General features: G+C 61.8%; 15 protein-coding genes. All 15 read right to left on the bottom strand.

From position 1 onward, the window contains the following. Positions 1 to 7: 7 nt before the first annotated feature. The gene (locus DDF70_RS05315; RefSeq protein ID WP_114943814.1) at positions 8 to 1,030 is read right to left on the bottom strand and encodes a 30S ribosomal protein S2; all 1,023 of its coding nucleotides are present in this window, start codon (positions 1,028 to 1,030) and stop codon (positions 8 to 10) included. Between the two features lie 430 nt (positions 1,031 to 1,460). Continuing rightward, complete coding sequence (gene dnaE / locus DDF70_RS05310) at positions 1,461 to 4,934, bottom strand: DNA polymerase III subunit alpha (protein ID WP_114943813.1); 3,474 nt, start codon at positions 4,932 to 4,934, stop codon at positions 1,461 to 1,463. A 385-nt stretch (positions 4,935 to 5,319) separates the two neighbouring features. After that, complete coding sequence (locus tag DDF70_RS05305; protein ID WP_114943812.1) at positions 5,320 to 6,015, bottom strand: ABC transporter ATP-binding protein; 696 nt, start codon at positions 6,013 to 6,015, stop codon at positions 5,320 to 5,322. Between the two features lie 2 nt (positions 6,016 to 6,017). Beyond that, positions 6,018 to 7,307 (bottom strand): lipoprotein-releasing ABC transporter permease subunit, encoded by a 1,290-nt coding sequence (locus DDF70_RS05300; protein WP_114943811.1) that lies wholly within the window; start codon positions 7,305 to 7,307, stop codon positions 6,018 to 6,020. A 7-nt stretch (positions 7,308 to 7,314) separates the two neighbouring features. Then, positions 7,315 to 8,643 carry a proline--tRNA ligase gene (gene proS / locus DDF70_RS05295; protein WP_114943810.1) on the bottom strand — a complete coding sequence of 443 codons (1,329 nt, stop codon included), beginning with the start codon at positions 8,641 to 8,643 and terminating at the stop codon, positions 7,315 to 7,317. 387 nt (positions 8,644 to 9,030) lie between these two features. Then, positions 9,031 to 9,369, bottom strand: coding sequence for a DUF1467 family protein (locus tag DDF70_RS05290; protein WP_245435374.1), 339 nt, complete (start codon positions 9,367 to 9,369; stop codon positions 9,031 to 9,033). A 7-nt stretch (positions 9,370 to 9,376) separates the two neighbouring features. Beyond that, positions 9,377 to 9,781 (bottom strand): methylmalonyl-CoA epimerase, encoded by a 405-nt coding sequence (gene mce, locus DDF70_RS05285; protein ID WP_114943808.1) that lies wholly within the window; start codon positions 9,779 to 9,781, stop codon positions 9,377 to 9,379. 14 nt (positions 9,782 to 9,795) lie between these two features. Then, positions 9,796 to 11,469 carry a ribonuclease J gene (locus DDF70_RS05280; protein ID WP_114943899.1) on the bottom strand — a complete coding sequence of 558 codons (1,674 nt, stop codon included), beginning with the start codon at positions 11,467 to 11,469 and terminating at the stop codon, positions 9,796 to 9,798. A gap of 5 nt (positions 11,470 to 11,474) precedes the next feature. Beyond that, positions 11,475 to 12,299 carry a biotin--[acetyl-CoA-carboxylase] ligase gene (locus DDF70_RS05275; protein ID WP_245435373.1) on the bottom strand — a complete coding sequence of 275 codons (825 nt, stop codon included), beginning with the start codon at positions 12,297 to 12,299 and terminating at the stop codon, positions 11,475 to 11,477. Positions 12,300 to 12,301: 2 nt separating this feature from the next. After that, entirely contained in the window at positions 12,302 to 13,741 is a 1,440-nt protein-coding gene (gene nuoN, locus DDF70_RS05270; protein ID WP_114943807.1) for an NADH-quinone oxidoreductase subunit NuoN, read from the bottom strand. A 7-nt stretch (positions 13,742 to 13,748) separates the two neighbouring features. Next, a complete protein-coding gene (locus DDF70_RS05265; protein WP_114943806.1) occupies positions 13,749 to 15,260 on the bottom strand; it encodes an NADH-quinone oxidoreductase subunit M in 1,512 nt (503 codons plus the stop codon). Continuing rightward, positions 15,260 to 17,311, bottom strand: coding sequence for an NADH-quinone oxidoreductase subunit L (gene nuoL / locus DDF70_RS05260; RefSeq protein ID WP_114943805.1), 2,052 nt, complete (start codon positions 17,309 to 17,311; stop codon positions 15,260 to 15,262). The genes DDF70_RS05265 and nuoL overlap by 1 nt, the downstream gene beginning before the upstream one ends. A 29-nt stretch (positions 17,312 to 17,340) precedes the next feature. Continuing rightward, on the bottom strand, positions 17,341 to 17,649 hold the full coding sequence (gene nuoK, locus DDF70_RS05255; RefSeq protein ID WP_114943804.1) for an NADH-quinone oxidoreductase subunit NuoK: 309 nt from the start codon (positions 17,647 to 17,649) through the stop codon (positions 17,341 to 17,343). An 11-nt stretch (positions 17,650 to 17,660) separates the two neighbouring features. Continuing rightward, positions 17,661 to 18,275, bottom strand: coding sequence for an NADH-quinone oxidoreductase subunit J (locus DDF70_RS05250; protein WP_114943803.1), 615 nt, complete (start codon positions 18,273 to 18,275; stop codon positions 17,661 to 17,663). 225 nt (positions 18,276 to 18,500) lie between these two features. After that, a complete protein-coding gene (gene nuoI / locus DDF70_RS05245; RefSeq protein WP_114943802.1) occupies positions 18,501 to 18,989 on the bottom strand; it encodes an NADH-quinone oxidoreductase subunit NuoI in 489 nt (162 codons plus the stop codon). Positions 18,990 to 19,000 lie beyond the last annotated feature (11 nt).

Genomic DNA, 19,000 nt, shown 5'->3' with positions numbered 1-19,000 from the left:
GTAAGGCTTACGCAGCAGCGGCTTCGATCATCGAGCGGGCCTGGTTGATCCAGCCGTCACGCTCGAGGCGGCCGTTCAGCTTCAGGTCCTTGTCGAGCTGGGCGACGTCGCCCGGCTGCATGGCGGCCAGCTGCCAGTAGTGGAAGATACCGGCCTCGTTGAGCTTCTTCTCGAGCTGCGGACCAACGCCGTTCAGCTTGGTCAGATCGTCGGGAGCGCCACGGGGAGCGGCAAGACGCTCGAACTGCTCGCCTTCATAGGCAGCGGCAGCCGTGTCGTTCGCCGGAAGCTCCTCGGCCATCGGATTCTCGGACTCGCCGATGTCGATGCCCATTGCGCCGGCGCCACGGGAGATGCCGTCGAGAGCGGCGCGGGCGATGAGGTCGCAATAGAGCGAGATCGCGCGGCCGGCATCGTCATTGGCCGGAACCGGGAAGGTGATGCCGTCCGGGTCGCAGTTCGTGTCGACGATAGCAGCCACCGGGATGCCGAGGCGCTTGGCCTCCTGGATCGCCAGCTGCTCCTTGTTGGTGTCGATGACGAAGATCAGGTCGGGCGTGCCGCCCATGTCCTTGATGCCGCCAAGGGCACGCTCAAGCTTTTCCTTCTCACGAGCGAGCATGAGACGCTCCTTCTTCGTGAGTCCCTGGCCGCCGCCGGCGAGGATCTCATCCACCTTGCGCAGACGGGAGATCGAGCCGGAAATCGTCTTCCAGTTGGTCAGCATGCCGCCGAGCCAACGGGAGTTGACGTAGTACTGAGCCGAACGCTTGGCCGCATCGGCAACCGCATCGGAAGCCTGACGCTTGGTGCCGACAAAGAGCACGCGACCACCCTTGGCCACCGTGTCGCTGACGGCCTGGAGGGCGCGGTGCAGCATCGGGACCGTCTGAGCGAGGTCGATAATATGGATGTTGTTGCGGGTGCCGAAGATGTACTGACCCATCTTCGGGTTCCAACGGTGGGCCTGGTGGCCAAAGTGAGCGCCAGCCTCAAGCAGGCTGCGCATCGAGAAATCAGGAAGCGCCATAGTTTATTCTCCGGTTAAGCCTCCGCGGATCAGTGGACCGGTCCGGCCGGCCACCGGGATACCTCATGGGCTTATGAGGTCGATTCCGCGTGTGGGATAGGCGCGCATATAGGGGTAAAGTGGCCGGAATGCAAGCCGGAACCGTAGGGCTAGCCAGCCTCTCGTTCCTTAGAGCGGAGGATACCCATAATCTTCCGCCTCAGAGTCAGCGGTTATCCAGCCATCTATATAATTTTCAAGGTCTTGCGGATCTGTGTAAGAGGCAGGCTCCGCCCTCCGGCCCTGTACTCGTCTCTCATACCCGGCGCTCCAAGCCGGGCTGTTTGGATCTACTGATGAGATCGTCTGTTGATAGCGCTCAATCCAGGGCTTAAACAGCGCCTGGGTGAGGTTGAACAACCAACCGAACATCTAATAGTCACCGATCAACCTAATTCACATGAACGTCCACGACCCCTGGCACGGCGCGCAGCGCCCCGGCGATCTGGGGGGTGGCCATGTACTTACCCGGGAGTTTGACCTCGACCTCCCGGTCGCCGTCGTCGAGGATGAGGACGAGAGACACTTCCCCCTCGCCCCGGGCCTTGAGCCGTTCGTAGACGCTCGTAATCGGCCGCTCGTCGCGCAGGAAGATCCGCATGCTCTTCTGGTGCTTGGCAACAGCCTCGTCCAAAGGCTCGGCCATGCCGATCCGCGCCCTCACCTCTTCGCCTTCGAGACCGGCCTGAAGCATCAGGACCACGGCGGATCCGGGCTCGAGAACTTCGCGCAGGCGCTGAAGCCCTTCGGAGAAGATGATGGCTTCGAACTGTCCGGTCTGATCCGACAGGGTCAGGATGCCCATCTTGTTGCCGGTCTTGGTGCGGCGCTCCTGCCGGTCGAGGATGGTGGCCGCCACTCGCCCTACGGAGTTGCCCGCCTTCACCGAGCGGCAGAACTCGACCCAGGTCTGCACGCGCAGCTTCTTGAGAAGATCTCCGTATTCGTCGAGCGGGTGGCCTGAGAGGAAGAAGCCGATGGCATCGTATTCCCGCTGCAGTCTCTCGGCGGAGGGCCAAGGTTCGTAAGGCCCGATGCGCAGCTGCACGCCGGCAGCAGCGACTCCGCCGAACATGTCCATCATGCCGCCATTGGCTGCCTCGTGCGATTGCTGGGCGAGACTCATCATGGCGTCGATGGAGGCGCAGGCCTTCGCGCGGTCCGGCTCGAGTTCGTCGAAGGCACCGGCAGCGATCAGATTTTCAAGCGTACGCTTGTTGATCGCTCTCGGATTGATGCGGCGCGCGAAGTCGGCGAGATCCTTGAAGGGCTCATCGCCCCTCGCCTCCACCACGGCCTCGATGGCTTGCCGGCCGACACCCTTCACGGCCGCGAGCGCATAGAGAATCTGGCCTTTGCCTTCAGTGTCGTACTTAACGTCAAAGACGACGCCCGAGCGGTTGATCGAGGGCGGGATGACCTTGAAGCCGAGCCGCTGGGCCTCGCGGCGGAATTCCGAGAGCTTGTCGGTGTTGTCGAGATCGAGCGTCATCGACGCGGCCAGGAACTCGACCGCGTGATTGGCCTTCAAGTACGCTGTCTGGAACGCGACCAGCGCATAAGCTGCCGCATGGCTCTTGTTGAAGCCGTAGTCCGCGAACTTGGCGAGCAGGTCGAAGATCTCGTTCGACTTCGCCTTGTCGAGGCCACCCTCCTTCGCACCCGACACGAAGCGCTCACGCTGCGCGTCCATTTCGGCCTTGATTTTCTTGCCCATGGCACGGCGCAGAAGGTCGGCATCGCCGAGCGAGTATCCGGAGAGGACCTTAGCCACCTCCATCACCTGCTCCTGGTACACGATGATGCCGAAGGTCTCGCGCAGGATTGGCTCCAGCTTCTCGTGAGGATACCAGTCCTTCTTGTTATGCTCATCCTTGCCGAGCTTGCGCGCGCAATAGACCGGGATATTCGCCATCGGGCCCGGACGGTAGAGCGCCACGAGGGCGATGATATCCTCGAAACGGTCGGTTTCCATCTCGACGAGAGCTTTTCGCATGCCCGCCGATTCCACCTGGAACACACCGACCGTCTCGCCGCGCCGGAGCATCTCGTAGGTCTTGCGGTCGTCGAGAGGCAAGGCCGAGAGATCGACCTCGATTCCCTTTCGCCGGATCAGATCGACCGCCGTGCGCAAAACGGTCAGCGTCTTGAGGCCCAGGAAGTCGAACTTCACGAGGCCCGCCTGCTCGACCCACTTCATGTTGAACTGGGTCACGCGCATACCGGTTTTCGGGTCTCGGTAGAGCGGCACCAGTTCCTGAAGCGGACGGTCGCCGATCACCACGCCGGCGGCGTGGGTCGAGGCGTGCCGGTGCAGTCCTTCGAGCTTCTGCGCGATATCGAGCATACGCTTGACGACAGGCTCTTCATCGATGGCGGCCTGCAGCTTCGGCTCGCCCTCGATGGCTTGTGCGAGCGTCACCGGATTGGCCGGGTTCTGCGGCACCAGCTTGGTGAGCTTGTCGACCTGACCGTAAGGCATTTCGAGCACGCGGCCGACGTCGCGCATCACGCCCCGGGCGAGCAGCGTACCGAAGGTGATGATCTGTGCGACCTGCTCCTCGCCGTAGCGCTGCTGCACATATTCGATCACGCGCTCGCGACCCTCGACGCAGAAGTCGATATCGAAGTCGGGCATCGAAACGCGTTCCGGATTGAGGAAGCGCTCGAAGAGCAGAGCAAATCGCAAGGGGTCGAGATCGGTGATGGTGAGCGCATAGGCCACGAGCGATCCCGCACCCGACCCGCGGCCCGGTCCGACGGGAATGTTGTGATCCTTCGCCCACTTGATGAAGTCTGACACGATGAGGAAGTAACCCGGAAACTTCATGTTCCGGATAATGCCGATCTCGTAAGCGAGGCGGTCGCGGTAATCCTGCTCGGTCAGGCCCGGCGCAGGGCCATGCGCGGCGAGGCGCTTCTCAAGTCCCTCCTCCGCCTGCCGTTTCAGCTCCTCCCCTTCATCCAACGCGGCCGCATCGGGCCCGGTGCCGAAATTCGGAAGAATGGGTTTGCGGGTTCTCACGCGCGTGGCGCAGCGCATGGCGATCTCGACGCTGGCCTGAAGCGCATCCGGCAGGTCCGAGAACAATTCCATCATCTGCTGGCGCGTCTTGAAGTGATGCTCCGGCGAAAGGCGGCGTCGATCCGGGTTGGAGACGATCTGCCCTTCGGCGATGGCGAGCAACGCATCGTGCGCCTCGTAGTCCTTAGACGACGAGAAGAAGGGTTCATTTGCCGCTACGATAGGCAGCCCGTTGCGGTCCGCCAATGCGAGCAGTTCGCCCTCGATCAGGCGTTCATCCTCCAGGCCATGGCGCTGAATTTCGACGTAGAGCTGATGGCCGAAGGCGTTCTTCAGCATGTCGAGCCGTGCCTGCGCAACGTCCTGGCGTGCACCGTTGCGCAGGGCACAATCGAGCGGACCTGAGAAGCCGCCCGTCAAGGCGATCAGCCCCTCGCTATGGGCCAACAGCACCGGCCCCATGACGCGAGGGTTCTCGCCAAGCGGCACGCCAAAGTAGGCATGGCTTACGAGACGCATGAGGTTGCGATAGCCCTCCTCGTTCTGCGCGAGCAGCACGATGTTGGACGGCTGCGGCACTATACGGGCAACCGGATCCGGCTCCTCGAAGCAGACGGAGAGTTGCACACCCGCGATAGGCTGGATCCCAGAGCCCGCGAGCTTCTCGGAAAATTCGAGGGCGCCGAAGAGATTGTTGGTGTCGGTAAGCGCAAGAGCCGGCTGCTTGTCGGCAGCGGCGAGTTTGGCCAGCTGCGCGACCTTCAATGCCCCCTCGAGCAGCGAGTACGAGGAATGGACATGCAGGTGGACGAAACCGATATCGTGAAGAATGCGCGCCATAAAACTCTACTCATCGAACGGCACGCATAGTGGCACGATTCTTTTCTAAGGAAGCCTAACCTCCGGCCACGAGGACTATGTTCCTGTGAATCCCGGTGAGTTGTTATGGATCCCGGTATCAAGCGATGGGAGAAAGAACCAGAGCCCAGATTGCCACGGCAGAGCCGAACATTGCCAGCGAGGCGATTTCGGCGGTGGTCTCAAGGATGAAGCGAAGCATGGTGTGTTCTCGGTGTTCCCAATATGTTTATCTTTGTTCATTGGATGTTCTGTGTAAAGGCTGTGAAGCCTCCAGGCTCGGGACGGAGTCAACAGACAGTTAAGGCGCGCGCGCGACTTTCCCTGCGCCGACAACGCTTTCCTCGGTGAACGTGTAGGAATGCCTTTAAGGCAGCTGAACGATCAGGCCATCACGGATCGTGACGCGCCGGTCCATGCGGGCTGCGAGATCCAGATTGTGCGTAGCGATCAGGGCCGCCAGCTTGGACGCCCGGACGATGGCGACAAGGGTCTGGAAGACGCGATCCGCCGTGTTGGGGTCGAGATTGCCGGTCGGCTCGTCGGCCAGGAGAAGGCGCGGCGCGTTTGCGACCGCGCGAGCGATCGCAACGCGCTGCTGCTCGCCCCCGGACAGTTCGCCAGGACGGTGATCGAGACGCTTGCCCAGTCCCAGGAACGTCAGGAGTTGCGTCCCTCGATCCTGGGCTTCCGCCTTCGACAAACCGCGAATGAGCTGCGGGATCACCACGTTCTCCAGGGCCGAGAACTCCGGCAGGAGGTGGTGGAACTGGTACACGAAACCGAGTTCCTCGCGCCGAATGCGGGTGCGCTCCTGATCGTTCATGGCGGCAGTCTGCTTCGAGCCGACGAAGACCTCGCCGCCATCAGGTCTTTCGAGCAGACCTGCCAGATGGAGCAGGGTCGACTTACCCGTGCCGGACGGCGCAATGAGCGCAACGATCTCGCCGGGCCAGATCGCGAGATCAGCCCCACGCAGCACTTCGAGGAAGCTGTCCCCTTGAGGGTAACGGCGTTCGACCTTGGAGAGATACAGGGCTGGCTGGGCTTGAGTCGGCGACATACTTATCCGTAACGCAACGCTTCGACGGGATCGAGCTTCGCGGCCCGCCAAGAGGGATACAGGGTCGCGAGGAGCGACAGCACCATTGCCATGATGAGGATCGTCGCCACTTCGGTGGGATTCACCTCCGCCGGCAATCGGCTCAGGAAGTAGAGCTCCGCCGGGAAGAGGTTGGTATTCGTCAGCCGGGAAATGACGTCGCGGATCGTCTCGACATTGAGTGCCAGCAGCAGCCCGAGCCCGAAACCCGCAATCGTGCCGACGATACCGATCGAAGCCCCCGTGATCAGGAAGACCCGCATGATGGCGCCGCGGGTCGCTCCCATGGTACGCAGGATCGCAATGTCCTCCGACTTGTCCTTCACGAGCATGATGAGGCCGGAGATGATGTTGAGCGCCGCCACCAGCACGATGAGCGTGAGGATGAGGAACATGACGTTCCGCTCGACTTCGAGCGCTCCGAAGAACGTTCGATTGCGCTGGCGCCAATCGGTCATGAGGATCGGGCGTCCCGCCGCCTCGTCGATGGCGACGCGGGCCTCGTCCACCCGGTCGGCATTATCGAGGTAGACCTCGATGAGCTGCACGTCGTTCTGGCGGTTGAAGTAGTTCTGCGCCTCGGTCAGCGGCATGAACACGAAGGTCGAGTCGAACTCCGACATGCCGATCTCGAAAATCGCCTTGATGGGATATCCCTTGACCCGCGGCGCCGTACCGAAAGGGGTCGAAGCTCCGCGCGGTGTGATGATCGTCAGGGTATCGCCAGCCTGGAGAGAGAGCGCATCGGCGAGGCGACGACCGATGGCGACCCCCTCACCGTCTTCGAAGTTCTCCAGCGTGCCCTGGCGCAGATTGCCGGCGATATGTTCGATCTTGCGCAGATCCTCCGCGCGGATTCCGCGCACGAGAACGCCGCTGCCGTTGTACTGGGAGGAGCCGAAAGCCTGCCCCTCCACCAGCGGGATCGCCCGCTTGACGCCCGGCACCGCAGCGATGCGGGCGGCGACCTCCGGGTAATCCGTGAGCGGGCTTTCGAGCGGCGCCACGAAGATGTGGCCGTTGATCCCCACGATCTTGTCGAGCAGTTCCTTACGGAAGCCGTTCATGACCGAGAGCACGACGATCAACGTGGCGACGCCGAGCATGATGCCGAGGAACGAGAACCCGGCGATGACCGAGACGAAGCCCTCCCGCCGCCGCGTGCGCAGGTAACGCCCGGCGAGCATCCACTCGAAGAGCGAAAACGGCTTCGTTCCCGTCGGGGTCGTCTTGGCTTCTCGTTCCTTGGCCATAACCGCCTTATTTTTGCGTCGTCAGCCGGGCGACCAGGTCGTCGAGCGCGAGGTGCTCGCGCTCTCCAGTGGCGCGATGCTTCAACTCGACCTTGCCTTCAGCAAGCCCCTTCGGTCCGATCAGGACCTGCCACGGGACGCCGATGAGATCAGCCGTGGCGAACTTCCCGCCTGGGCGCTCGTCCCGATCGTCATAGAGAACATCTCGTCCCGCGGCTCCGAGTTCCCGATAGAGCCGCTCCGAGGCGGCATCGGTCGCCGCGTCCCCGACCTTCAGGTTCAGAATCGCCACGTCGAAGGGAGCGACTGCTTCCGGCCAAATGATACCGTTCTCGTCGTGGCTCGCCTCGATGATAGCGGCGATGAGGCGGCTCGGGCCGATGCCGTAGGAACCCATATGGACAGGCTTTTCCTGCCCGTCAGGCCCCATGACCTTCGCACCCATGGGCTCGGAATACTTGGTGCCGAAATAGAAGATATGCCCAACCTCGATGCCGCGGGCGGACATCTTTTTGTCTTCCGAGACCGAGTTGAAGGCCGCCTCGTCGTGCATCTCGGACGTGGCGGCGTAAAGCGACGTCCATTTGTCGACGGTGCTCTGGAGACCGGCAATGTCGTCGAAATTCGTGTCGGCGGGCGGAATGTCGAAGTTCAGGTAATCTGCATGGCAGAAGACCTCGCTCTCGCCCGTCGAGGCGAGAATGATGAACTCGTGGCTCAGGTTACCGCCGATGGGACCGGTGTCGGCCCGCATCGGGATCGCCTTCAGGCCCATGCGAGCGAATGTGCGAAGATAGGCGACGAACATCTTGTTGTAGGAATGCACGGCGCCGGCTTGGTCCAGGTCGAAGGAATAGGCATCCTTCATCAGGAACTCGCGCGAGCGCATGACGCCGAAGCGCGGGCGCACCTCATCGCGGAACTTCCACTGGATATGGTAAAGGTTCAGCGGCAGATCCTTGTAGGAGCGCACATAACCGCGGAAGATTTCCGTCACCATCTCCTCATTGGTCGGACCGAAGAGCATCTCGCGCTCATGCCGGTCCTGGATGCGCAGCATCTCCTTGCCGTAGGCATCATAACGGCCGGATTCCCGCCACAGGTCGGCCGACTGGATCGTGGGCATGAGAAGCTCAATGGCGCCGGAGCGGTTCTGCTCCTCGCGGACAATGGCATTGACCTTGTTGAGCACCTTCAAGCCTAGCGGCAGCCAAGCATAGATCCCTGCCGCTTCCTGGCGGATCATGCCGGCGCGCAGCATCAGGCGGTGAGACACGATCTCCGCCTCTTTCGGCGTCTCACGGAGAATGGGGAGGAAGTAGCGGCTCAAACGCATAGGACGCCTTTGGGTCTCGATCGAAACAAGAAATAGGTAGCGACTCGCTTCCAGCACACAACACAGGCACCGGCCAAAAGACAAGCTGTCATCGCCTGAACGGGCCTGCGACGAGATGGATTAGACCAAAGATCAATACAAGAAATGCCGAAAAATGCATCAGGGCATGCCTACAAAAGGTGACATAAGGGGACAAGGTGACTATAAACGAAACCCTAACGTCTTGGACCTTCTAAGGTCAGAGGCTACGGTCCGAGTTTCGGGAGGAACAAGGTCCCCAAGCGCCAAGAGGCGCTGGTCTGAGAAAGCCAGGGATCAAAAATTGCCAAAAGGCAGTTTAGGCAAGGCGAAAGCCTTGCTTTTCTTTTTTGCACTGCCTGCTTCCGCTTAGAGACCCGCCAGTGGGAAGACTGCAGCGGCAATCACGAGAACGATGGACGCAACGAGTGTCGTCCAGATCGCCTTTTCGCGCAGAGCTGGAAGTGCCGGGGCTCCGGGCTCGCTTCCCTGGATGACCTCCCCGGTCTCGACCTGGCTGCGGATGCCGAAGGGCAGGACAGCGAAGAGCAGGATCCACCATATCACGAAGTAAAGTGCCAAGGCTCCGCTTACTCGGAGTCCGAAAGCATTGACAGCGATGGCGACTGCGATGCCGGAGACGACCGCCACGACGGCAATTGTGGACCAGAGCGACCCTGCCAGTTTTTTTACAAAGCTTATCAACACCTTGTCCTCAGGTCTGCTCAAGCTCGATAAGCGTGCCGTTGAAATCCTTCGGATGGAGAAAAAGCACCGGCTTTCCATGAGCTCCGATCCGGGGTTCGCCGGAGCCGAGCACCCTTGCCCCGGAATTCACAAGCTGGTCCCGCGCCGCGACGATATCGTCCACTTCATAGCAGATGTGATGCATGCCGCCGTCCGGGTTCCTCTCCAGGAACCGTGCGATGGGCGATTCTCCACCTAAGGGTTCCAGGAGTTCGATCTTGGTGTTGGGCAGGGTAATGAAGACGACCGTCACGCCATGCTCTTCCAGCGCTTCGGGTGCTGAAACCTCGGCCCCGAGCGTCTTGCGGTACATCTCGGCGGCCGCCGCAATGTCAGGCACGGCGATGGCGACATGGTTGAGACGTCCGATCATCGGAACTTCCCCTATTAGGCCTCGATGACGAGTACGTGGCAGGCGGGCTTCTTGCCCCATTCCTGGTTCACTGCCGCACGAACGGCCCGATGGACTGCATTCTCAACGGCTTCTGGATCTCGCCGTTTGGCTTTAGACAGGCTGTCGAGCAGATCGCCGACCGTATCGGCGATGATGTCCGTCAGGTCCCTTCCTTGGCGGTTCTTGTCAGGCAGACCCATGGCGTCGATCACAGGGTCGCCGACAAGTTCACCACGATCATCGATGGCGATGGCCACGGTGACAATGCCGGCGAACGCGAGCTTGCGGCGCTCCGGCAAGGCCCGCTCACCTGCTCCGATGACGATATTGCCGTCGCGGTAGAGGCGGCCAGCCGGAATGTTATCGATGATCTCGGCCGGGCCAGGGGCAAGGCGCACGAGGGTCCCATTTTTGGCGCGGACGACCTCAGGGACGCCTTGGGCCCTGGCGAACTTCGCGTGCTCGCTCAGGTGCAACGGCTCGCCATGGGCTGGTATGGCGATGCGCGGCCGGGTCCACCGGTACATCTGCTCCAGCTCTCCGCGCCGGGGATGGCCAGAGACATGGACAAGCTCAGTGCGGTCGGTGATGACCTCGATACCCTGCTCGATCAGATTATTGATGATCGAGCCCACGCCCTTCTCATTTCCCGGGATGGCCCGGGATGAGAAAATCACCCGATCCCCGGAGGAGAGTGCGATGTCCGGGTGTTCATCCTGGGCGATCCTGGCCAGGGCCGCGCGGGGCTCACCCTGGGAGCCCGTCAGGATGGCAACGATCTTGTCGCGCGGGATGTAGCCGAAATTCTCCGTGGACCGAAATTCCGGCAGCCCTTCGAGATAGCCGCACTCCTTGGCCACCTCGACGACTCGGTCCATGGCGCGGCCGACCACCACAACGTCGCGGCCGCACTCGCGGGCGGCCTCCGCAATCGAGCGGATACGCGCAACGTTTGACGCGAAGGTAGTGACTGCGACGCGATGCGGTGCATCCTTGATCAGCTCGGCCAGGCTTCTCGCAACGTCGGACTCGCTGGGGCTCGTGCCCTCACGGACGACATTGGTGGAGTCGCAGACAAGCGCCAGCACCCCTTCGTCACCGAGGGCGCGAAAGGCTTCTTCCGATGTGAGGCTGCCGAGATAAGGTGTATTGTCGAGCTTCCAGTCCCCCGTATGCACCACGAGCCCCTGGGGCGTACGAATGGCGAGAGCATTCGATTCCGGAATCGAGTGCGCAACCGGAACGTATTCGATGTCGAACGGGCCAAGTTTCAGACGCTGACCGGGCGCGATCTCATTGAGGTCGACCTTCGGCGCATCGGGCTCCGACAGGCGCCGCGTCTCCAGAAGCCCGATGGCGAACTTGGTTGCATAGACTGGGGCCTGGAGGCGTGGCCACATCTCGACGAGCGCGCCGATGTGGTCCTCATGGGCATGGGTGATGAAGATCCCCAGAAGATTGTGGCGCTCTTCCTCGATGAAGCGCAGGTCCGGATAGACGAGGTCGATGCCAGGCAGGTTCTCCTCGCCGCCGAAGCCCATACCGCAATCGACCAGAATCCACTGCCGCTCCGCCTCGGACCCAAAGCCGTAGAGCGCAGCATTCATGCCGATCTCGCCGAGTCCTCCAAGGGGGAGAAAGACCAATTCGTCCTGGTTAGAAGCCATCAAAGTCAAAACCTTTTCGAGCCAGCCTCAGGCTTGGCTATATCGTGCAGCAAATTGGGAAAATAAAGGTCGCCTGCATCGATGAGTTCCAAGCCGTCGAGGCTTTTCAACTGCAAGCGTCCGAACCTGTCGAGCCCCTCGAATGTTCCCTTCTTGTCACCAGAGGGCAAGCGGAGCGTGACCTCCTGCCCGAGGCCAGCGGCCCGTTCCAGCCAGAGCCGTCGGATGGCGCCGAACGGATCCGACACATTCATCCTCGAAGACGTGCGCCAAGCCGAGAATGTAGCGGCGAAAGCGGAGGACAGGGCGCGGAGCACCTCGCTTCTGTCGAGACCCGGTTTGATAACCTGCAACGTGGTCGCCGGGTATGGCGTACCGGTCGGCGCGAAAACGACATTCACCCCAAAGCCGATGACGATAGCGACAGGCCCGTTCGGCTGGAGGCGATGTCCTTCCAGCAGGAGGCCGGACAACTTTGCGCCATCGAGAAGGAGGTCATTCGGCCATTTCAGGGAAAGACGCGGTGCGCCGATTCCCGTCACGGCCTCGACGGCCTCATGCAAGGCAAGCCCGGCGACGAAACCCAGCTGCGGAGCCGAGGGCATGTCGCACGGGTCGATCAGAAGGAGGCTGGCGTAGAGGTTGCCGGGAGGCGACGACCATTTCCTGCCGTGCCTCCCCCTGCCCGCCAGCTGCTCGGCCGAGGTGATCCAGAGCTGACCTGGATCGCCGTTCCGGGCAGCCTGCAGTGCGTCATCGTTCGTCGAGCCCGTCGCCTCGAGCGAGAGAAGCCGATAACCGGCGGCCTCCGTCTCAGCCGACAGATGCACGATCAGAACAAGGAGCGCGCAGCGGCGCCCGCTGCGTTGACGATGGGTGCCGGAACCAACCAGAACAGGAGTACCACGGCGCTCGACAGCACGAGAACGAAGCTCACGCCCGGGGACATACGCTCGAACCGCTCGACCGGCGCGTCGAAGTACATGACCTTCACGATGCGCAGGTAGTAATAGGCGCCGATCACGCTCGTCACGACGCCGATCACGGCGAGCGTCACGAGATTGGCCTGGATCGCGGCGGCGAAGACGTAGAACTTGGCGAAGAAGCCTGCAAGCGGCGGAATACCGGCCAGCGAGAACATCATCATCGCCAGGCAGAACGCAAGGGCCGGATGGGTGCGGGCGAGGCCGGAAAGGTCGTCGATCGACTCGAACATCACGTTGCCGCGGCGCATACCAAGGATGACCGCGAAGGTGCCGAGCGTCATGGCAAGGTAGATCGCCATGTAGATGACGACGCCCTGGATGCCCTCGGGCGTGCCGGCCGCAAGGCCGATCAGCGCATAACCCACGTTGCCGATGGACGAATAGGCCATCAGGCGCTTGAGGTTACGCTGGCCGATAGCCGCGAAGGAGCCGAGCGCCATCGAGGCAATCGAGATGAAAACGATGATCTGCTGCCACTGGATCAAAATGCCCGGGAAGCAATCGATGAACACGCGGGTGGCCATAGCCATGCCGGCCATCTTGGGCGCGGCGGCGAAGAAGGCTGTCACAGGCGTAGGAGATCCTTCGTAGACGTCGGGCGTCCACATATGGAACGGCACTGCGGAAATCTTGAACGCGATGCCAGCGGCCACGAACACGAGGCCGACGATAGCACCAATGCCCACGTTCCCCTGCAGGACCGTGGCGATCACCGGGAACGAGACGCTGCCAGCGAAGCCGTAGACCAGCGAGGCACCGTACAGCAACATGCCCGAGGAGAGCGCACCAAGCACAAAGTACTTCAGGCCGGCCTCGGTCGAGCGCGCATTGTCACGGTCGAACGCCGCGATCACATAGGATGAGAGACTGAGCAGCTCCAGGCCGAGATAGAGAGCGATCAGGTCGTTTGCCGAGATGACCATCATCATGCCGATGGTCGAGAGAACGATAAGGATCGGATACTCGAAGCGGTAGATCCCTTCACGGCGCATGTAATCCAGAGAGAGAATGATGCCACCGGCCGAGGCCAGGAGCGTCAACGCCTTCATGAATTTCGCGAAACCGTCGAACACGAAGGAGCCGGCCATGGTCTCGACCCGATCGCCCGGTAGCATCAGCACCGCTACGAACGTGACGGCGAGAAGCGCCAGTGCGATGATGCTCATGCCGTAACCGGGACGCTCGCCGCGGAATGCGCCGAACAGGACCAGGACGAGGACTCCGACTGCCATGAGGATCTCTGGCAACATCGGACCGAAAGCTGGAATGGTGAGGGCGGGATTCATCGAAACCTCAGTGTGCGGCGACAGCGGCCGTTTTCACGGTGGCGAGCGCAGCCTGAACGTTGCTCATGAGCGCATCCGTCGGAGCCGCGAAGGCGTCGAGGATGGGGCCGGGCTGCACGCCGTAATAGATGATGAGGAGAATGAGCGGCGCGAAGGTGATGATCTCGCGACGGTTCAGATCCGTGATCCCCTGGAGCGCGGGCTTGTCGAGCGGTCCGTACACCACGCGGCGGTACAGCCAGAGCGCATAGGCCGCCGAGAGGATCACGCCGCTGGCGGCGAAGAACGCCACCCATGTGTTGGACCGGAAGGCCCCCATGAGGGTCAGGAACTCGCCGATGAAGCCGGAGGTGCCGGGCAGAGCCACGTTCGCCATGGTCAGGATGAGGAAGACCACCGCATAGAGCGGCATCCGGTTCACCAACCCTCCATAGGCCTTGATCTCGCGGGTGTGCATTCGGTCATAGATCACGCCAACGCTGAGGAAGAGCGCGCCCGAGACGAGGCCGTGGGAGATCATGGTGAACATGGCGCCCTGGATGCCCTGCTCGTTCATACTGAACAGGCCCATGGTCACGAAACCCATATGCGCCACCGAGGAATAGGCGATGAGCTTCTTGATGTCCTCCTGCATCAGCGCGACCAGCGACGTGTAGATGATCGCGATGACGGAAAGAGCGTAGACCAGCGGGGCGAAATAGAGCGACGCATCCGGGAACATGGGCAGCGACACTCGGATGAAGCCGTAACCACCCATCTTCAGGAGAACGCCTGCCAGAATCACCGAGCCAGCCGTCGGGGCTTCCACGTGCGCGTCGGGCAGCCAGGTGTGGACCGGCCACATCGGCATCTTCACCGCGAAAGAGGCAAAGAACGCCAGCCAGAGCCAGATCTGCAGGCTCGAAGCGAACTTGTAGGCAAGCAGCGTCGGGATGTCGGTCGTGCCGGCGGTCCAGTACATGGCCATGATGGCCAGCAGCATCAGGACAGAGCCGAGCAGGGTGTAGAGGAAGAACTTGAAGCTCGCGTAGATGCGCCGCTTGCCGCCCCAAATGCCGATGATGAGGAACATCGGGATGAGGCCAGCCTCGAAGAACAGGTAGAACAGCACGAGGTCGAGCGCGCAGAACACGCCGATCATCGTGGTTTCGAGCACCAGGAAGGCGACGAAGTATTCCTTCACCCGGGTTTCGATCGAGTCCCACGAAGCCAGGATACAGAACGGCATCAGGAACGTCGTGAGCAGGACAAGCGGCATGGAGAAGCCGTCGACGCCGAGCTTGAACCGGATCGTGTCGGTCAACCAGGCATGGCTCTCCACCAACTGGAACGAGGCCGAGGTGATGTCGAAACGCGCCCAGGCCACGAGCGACAGCAGGAAGGTCGCGATCGTCGTGGCGAGAGCAGTCCAGCGCGCATTCGAGCGAGCAGCGTCGCTGTCGCCGCGCAGGGTCAGGATAAAGGCCGCTCCGACGAGAGGAAGGATGAGAAGGCCGGAGAGGATGCCGAAGCCGAGCATTAGTGGGCTCCCCTGAAGAGATAGAAGGTCACGAGAGCGGCAACGCCGATCAGCATCGCGAAGGCATAGTGGTAGACGTAGCCCGTCTGGACCCGCACCACGCCCCGCGTCACATCCAGGACGCGGGCCGAGATGCCGTCAGGCCCGAGCCCGTCGATGATGCGCTGGTCGCCCGTCCGCCAGAAGAACCGGCCGATGGCCATGGCGGGCCGCACGAAGATCGCGTCGTAAAGCTCGTCGAAGTACCACTTGTTCAGGAGGAAACGGTACAGGATCGGGTGATCGGCCGCGAGCTTCGCCGGCTGCTTATTGTCGATGATGTACATGTACACAGCGACAAGGAAGCCGAGGATCATCATGATCGTGGGCAGCAGCGGCACCCAGCCCGGGAGATGGTGCATCGTCTCCAGGATCTCATTTTCCGGGCGGGTGAACAACGCACCCTTCCAGAACTCCTGGTAGCCCTCGCCGATAAAGGCGCCGTGGAAGACGATGCCGGCAAGAACCGCACCGGTCGCAAGCACCAGAAGCGGCAGCAGCATCACGAGTGGGCTCTCGTGCGGCATGTGCGAGCCATGGTGGCCATGAGCATGGTCGTCACGGCCGTGCTCGTGCTGAGCATGAGATGCGGGTTCGACGTCGTGACCCGATTCGTCATGCTCGACGCCCTCGTGGGCGCTCGGCGCATGATGTCCGTGTCCCCAGCGCGCACTTCCCTCGAAGGTCAGGAAGAACAGGCGCCACGAGTAGAACGATGTCATGAAGGCTGCGACGACGGTTGCCAGGAAGGCGAAGGATCCGGCCGACGAATGGGCTGCATAGGCTGCCTCGATGATCGCATCCTTCGAGTAGTAGCCCGCAGTTAACGGGAAGCCGGTAAGCGCCAGTGTGCCGATCGCCATCATCGCCGTCGTGAACGGGATGTAGCGACGCAGAGCACCCATGTGGCGGATATCCTGCTCATGGTGCATGGCATGGATGACAGAGCCCGCGCCAAGAAACAGGAGGGCCTTGAAGAAGGCGTGGGTGAACAGGTGGAACACACCCGCCCCGTAGGCGCCGACCCCAAGGCCGACGAACATGTACCCGAGCTGCGAGCAGGTCGAATAGGCGATGACGCGCTTGATGTCGTTCTGAACCAGACCGACGGTCGCGGCGAAGAAGGCCGTGATCCCGCCGATCACGGTGACGACCGTCAGAGCCGCCGGAGCGTACTCGAACACCGGCGACAGGCGCGCGACCATGAATACGCCGGCCGTCACCATGGTGGCGGCATGGATGAGCGCGGAAACCGGCGTCGGACCTTCCATCGCATCAGGAAGCCAGGTGTGCAGGAGGAACTGCGCCGACTTGCCCATGGCGCCCATGAAAAGCAGCAGGCAGGCAATGGTCAGGGCGTGCCACTCGATCCCGAGGAAATGGAACTTCGCGTCAGCGAACTCGGACACACGCGGGAAGATCTGGTCGAAAGTGACGCCGTTGAACAGCACGAAGATCGTGAAGATGCCGAGCAGGAAGCCGAAATCGCCGACGCGGTTGACGATGAACGCCTTCATGGCGGCCGCGTTGGCCGAATCCTTCTGATACCAGAAGCCGATCAGCAGGTAGCTCGCGAGGCCCACGCCTTCCCAACCGAAGAACATCTGGACGAGGTTGTCGGCCGTCACCAGCATGAGCATGGCGAAGGTGAAGAGCGACAGGTAGGCAAAGAAGCGCGGGCGGTGCGGATCCTCGTGCATGTAGCCGATGGAATAGAGATGCACGAGCGCCGAGACCGTGTTGACCACCACCAGCATCATGGCGGTCAGCGTGTCGATGCGAAACGCCCAATCCACCTGGAGGTCACCGACGGACATCCACTGGGCGATCTGCACGCGGATCATCGGCTCCTCGCCGAAACCCACATGGATGAAGGATACCCAGGAGAGAACCGCCGCCACGAACAGGAGCGCCGTGGTGATGATCTCACTCGGCCGGGCGCCAAGGACGCGTCCGAAGATGCCTGCGATGAGGAAGCCGACGAGCGGCAGGAAGACGATTGCGTGATACATGTTCGTTTACTTCGCCAATCCGTTTGGGCTTAGCCCCTCAACCTGTTGACATCCTCGACCGCGATGGATCCGCGGTTGCGGAAGAACACCACCAGAATGGCAAGGCCGATCGCTGCCTCCGCCGCCGCGACCGTGAGGATCAGCATGGCGAAGATCTGGCCGACGATGTCGTTCAGGTGGGTCGAGAACGCGACCATGTTGATGTTCACTGCGAGCAGAATGAGCTCGATGGACATCAGGATGACGATCACGTTCTTCCGGTTGATGAAGATGCCGAAGACCCCAAGCGTGAAGAGCACGGCGGCGACGGTGAGATAATGGCCCAGTCCGATAACCATTGCGTGCCTCCTCAGATGCCCTGGCGGAAGGGAACCTTCCGCACCTCGACGGCGGTTTCCTGCGTCCTGGCGTTCTGCCTGGAAATATCCTGGCGCCGGACACCGACGCGCTCGCGCAGGGTCAGCACGATCGCGCCGATCATGGCGACCAGCAGGATCAGGCCGGCGGCTTGGAAGAAGTAGAAGTATCGGGTGTATAGCACCTGGCCGAGAGCCTCGGTGTTGGTCATGACCTCGGGCGAAGGGATCGGAACGGCCGGCGAGCGCACGAGCCCGGGATCGATGGAATAGGCACCGACGACCAGGATCAGCTCGAGCAGGAAGATCACCCCGATCACCCCGCCGATGGGCAGGTATTGGAGGAAGCCCTGGCGGAGTGCTGCGAAATCGACGTCGAGCATCATCACGACGAAGAGGAAGAGCACCGCGACCGCGCCCACATAGACGATGACCAGGATCATCGCGAGGAACTCCGCTCCCATCATCAGGAACAGGCCCGCCGCGTTGACGAAGGCCAGAATGAGAAACAGCACCGACTGCACGGGATTGCGGGAGGCAATCACCATGAAGCCGGAGGCGATCGTGATCGTCGCGAACAGATAGAAGAAGGCGGCGGTAACCGTCATGCTCAGCTCAAGCCGCCCAAGGCGGCCCCTTCCGACGTGGCCCCGGATAACCCGGTGGCCTGTCTATAAAATCCGAATCCAACGGGCACAACCCGCCGGACCTGCTTGCCCCCTGCCCTTGTCGGGTAAGAAGCCCGGAGCTGCCCTACTTCGCAGGGTCAGCTCCAATTCCTTGACGCATTTTCTGAAGTGAATCAGGGTCCACTTCACCGAAAAATGCTTTGCTTACCGGTAGGGCGCGGTCTTCGCGATGTTGCGCGCGATCTCCCGCTCCCAGCGCTCCCCGTTCTCGAGAAGCTTGGCCTTGTCGTAATACAGCTCCTCGCGGGTCTCCACGGAGAACTCGAGGTTGGGCCCTTCCACGATGGCATCCACCGGGCAGGCCTCCTGGCACATGCCGCAATAGATGCACTTCACCATGTCGATGTCGTAGCGCGTCGTACGGCGGGTGCCGTCATTGCGGCGCGGGCCGGCTTCGATGGTGATGGCCTGGGCCGGGCAGATAGCCTCGCACAGCTTGCAGGCGATGCAGCGCTCTTCCCCGTTGGGATAGCGGCGCAGGGCATGCTCACCGCGGAACCGGGGTCCGCGATGGCCCATTTCGAAGGGGTAGTTCAGAGTGGCCTTCGGCTTGAAGAAGTACTTCACCGTCAAGATGAAACCCGAAATGAACTCCTTCAGCAGGAGGGACTGGGCAATGCGGTCGAGCTGCATGGCCGATCTCC

Source organism: Microvirga calopogonii, assembly GCF_003347665.1.
Taxonomy (GTDB): Bacteria; Pseudomonadota; Alphaproteobacteria; order Rhizobiales; family Beijerinckiaceae; genus Microvirga; species Microvirga calopogonii.
Note: the sequence above shows the minus strand (reverse complement) of the source record. Positions and strands in the feature narration are given on the sequence as shown.

Bases quoted from the DNA above. Each gene is read 5' to 3' on its own strand.
- DDF70_RS05315 (WP_114943814.1), bottom strand. From the start codon at position 1,030: ATGGCGCTTCCTGATTTCTCGATGCGCAGCCTGCTTGAGGCTGGCGCT.
- dnaE (WP_114943813.1), bottom strand. From the start codon at position 4,934: ATGGCGCGCATTCTTCACGATATCGGTTTCGTCCACCTGCATGTCCAT.
- DDF70_RS05305 (WP_114943812.1), bottom strand. From the start codon at position 6,015: ATGTCGCCGACTCAAGCCCAGCCAGCCCTGTATCTCTCCAAGGTCGAA.
- DDF70_RS05300 (WP_114943811.1), bottom strand. From the start codon at position 7,307: ATGGCCAAGGAACGAGAAGCCAAGACGACCCCGACGGGAACGAAGCCG.
- proS (WP_114943810.1), bottom strand. From the start codon at position 8,643: ATGCGTTTGAGCCGCTACTTCCTCCCCATTCTCCGTGAGACGCCGAAA.
- mce (WP_114943808.1), bottom strand. From the start codon at position 9,781: ATGATCGGACGTCTCAACCATGTCGCCATCGCCGTGCCTGACATTGCG.
- DDF70_RS05280 (WP_114943899.1), bottom strand. From the start codon at position 11,469: ATGGCTTCTAACCAGGACGAATTGGTCTTTCTCCCCCTTGGAGGACTC.
- nuoN (WP_114943807.1), bottom strand. From the start codon at position 13,741: ATGAATCCCGCCCTCACCATTCCAGCTTTCGGTCCGATGTTGCCAGAG.
- DDF70_RS05265 (WP_114943806.1), bottom strand. From the start codon at position 15,260: ATGCTCGGCTTCGGCATCCTCTCCGGCCTTCTCATCCTTCCTCTCGTC.
- nuoL (WP_114943805.1), bottom strand. From the start codon at position 17,311: ATGTATCACGCAATCGTCTTCCTGCCGCTCGTCGGCTTCCTCATCGCA.
- nuoK (WP_114943804.1), bottom strand. From the start codon at position 17,649: ATGGTTATCGGACTGGGCCATTATCTCACCGTCGCCGCCGTGCTCTTC.
- DDF70_RS05250 (WP_114943803.1), bottom strand. From the start codon at position 18,275: ATGACGGTTACCGCCGCCTTCTTCTATCTGTTCGCGACGATCACGATC.
- nuoI (WP_114943802.1), bottom strand. From the start codon at position 18,989: ATGCAGCTCGACCGCATTGCCCAGTCCCTCCTGCTGAAGGAGTTCATT.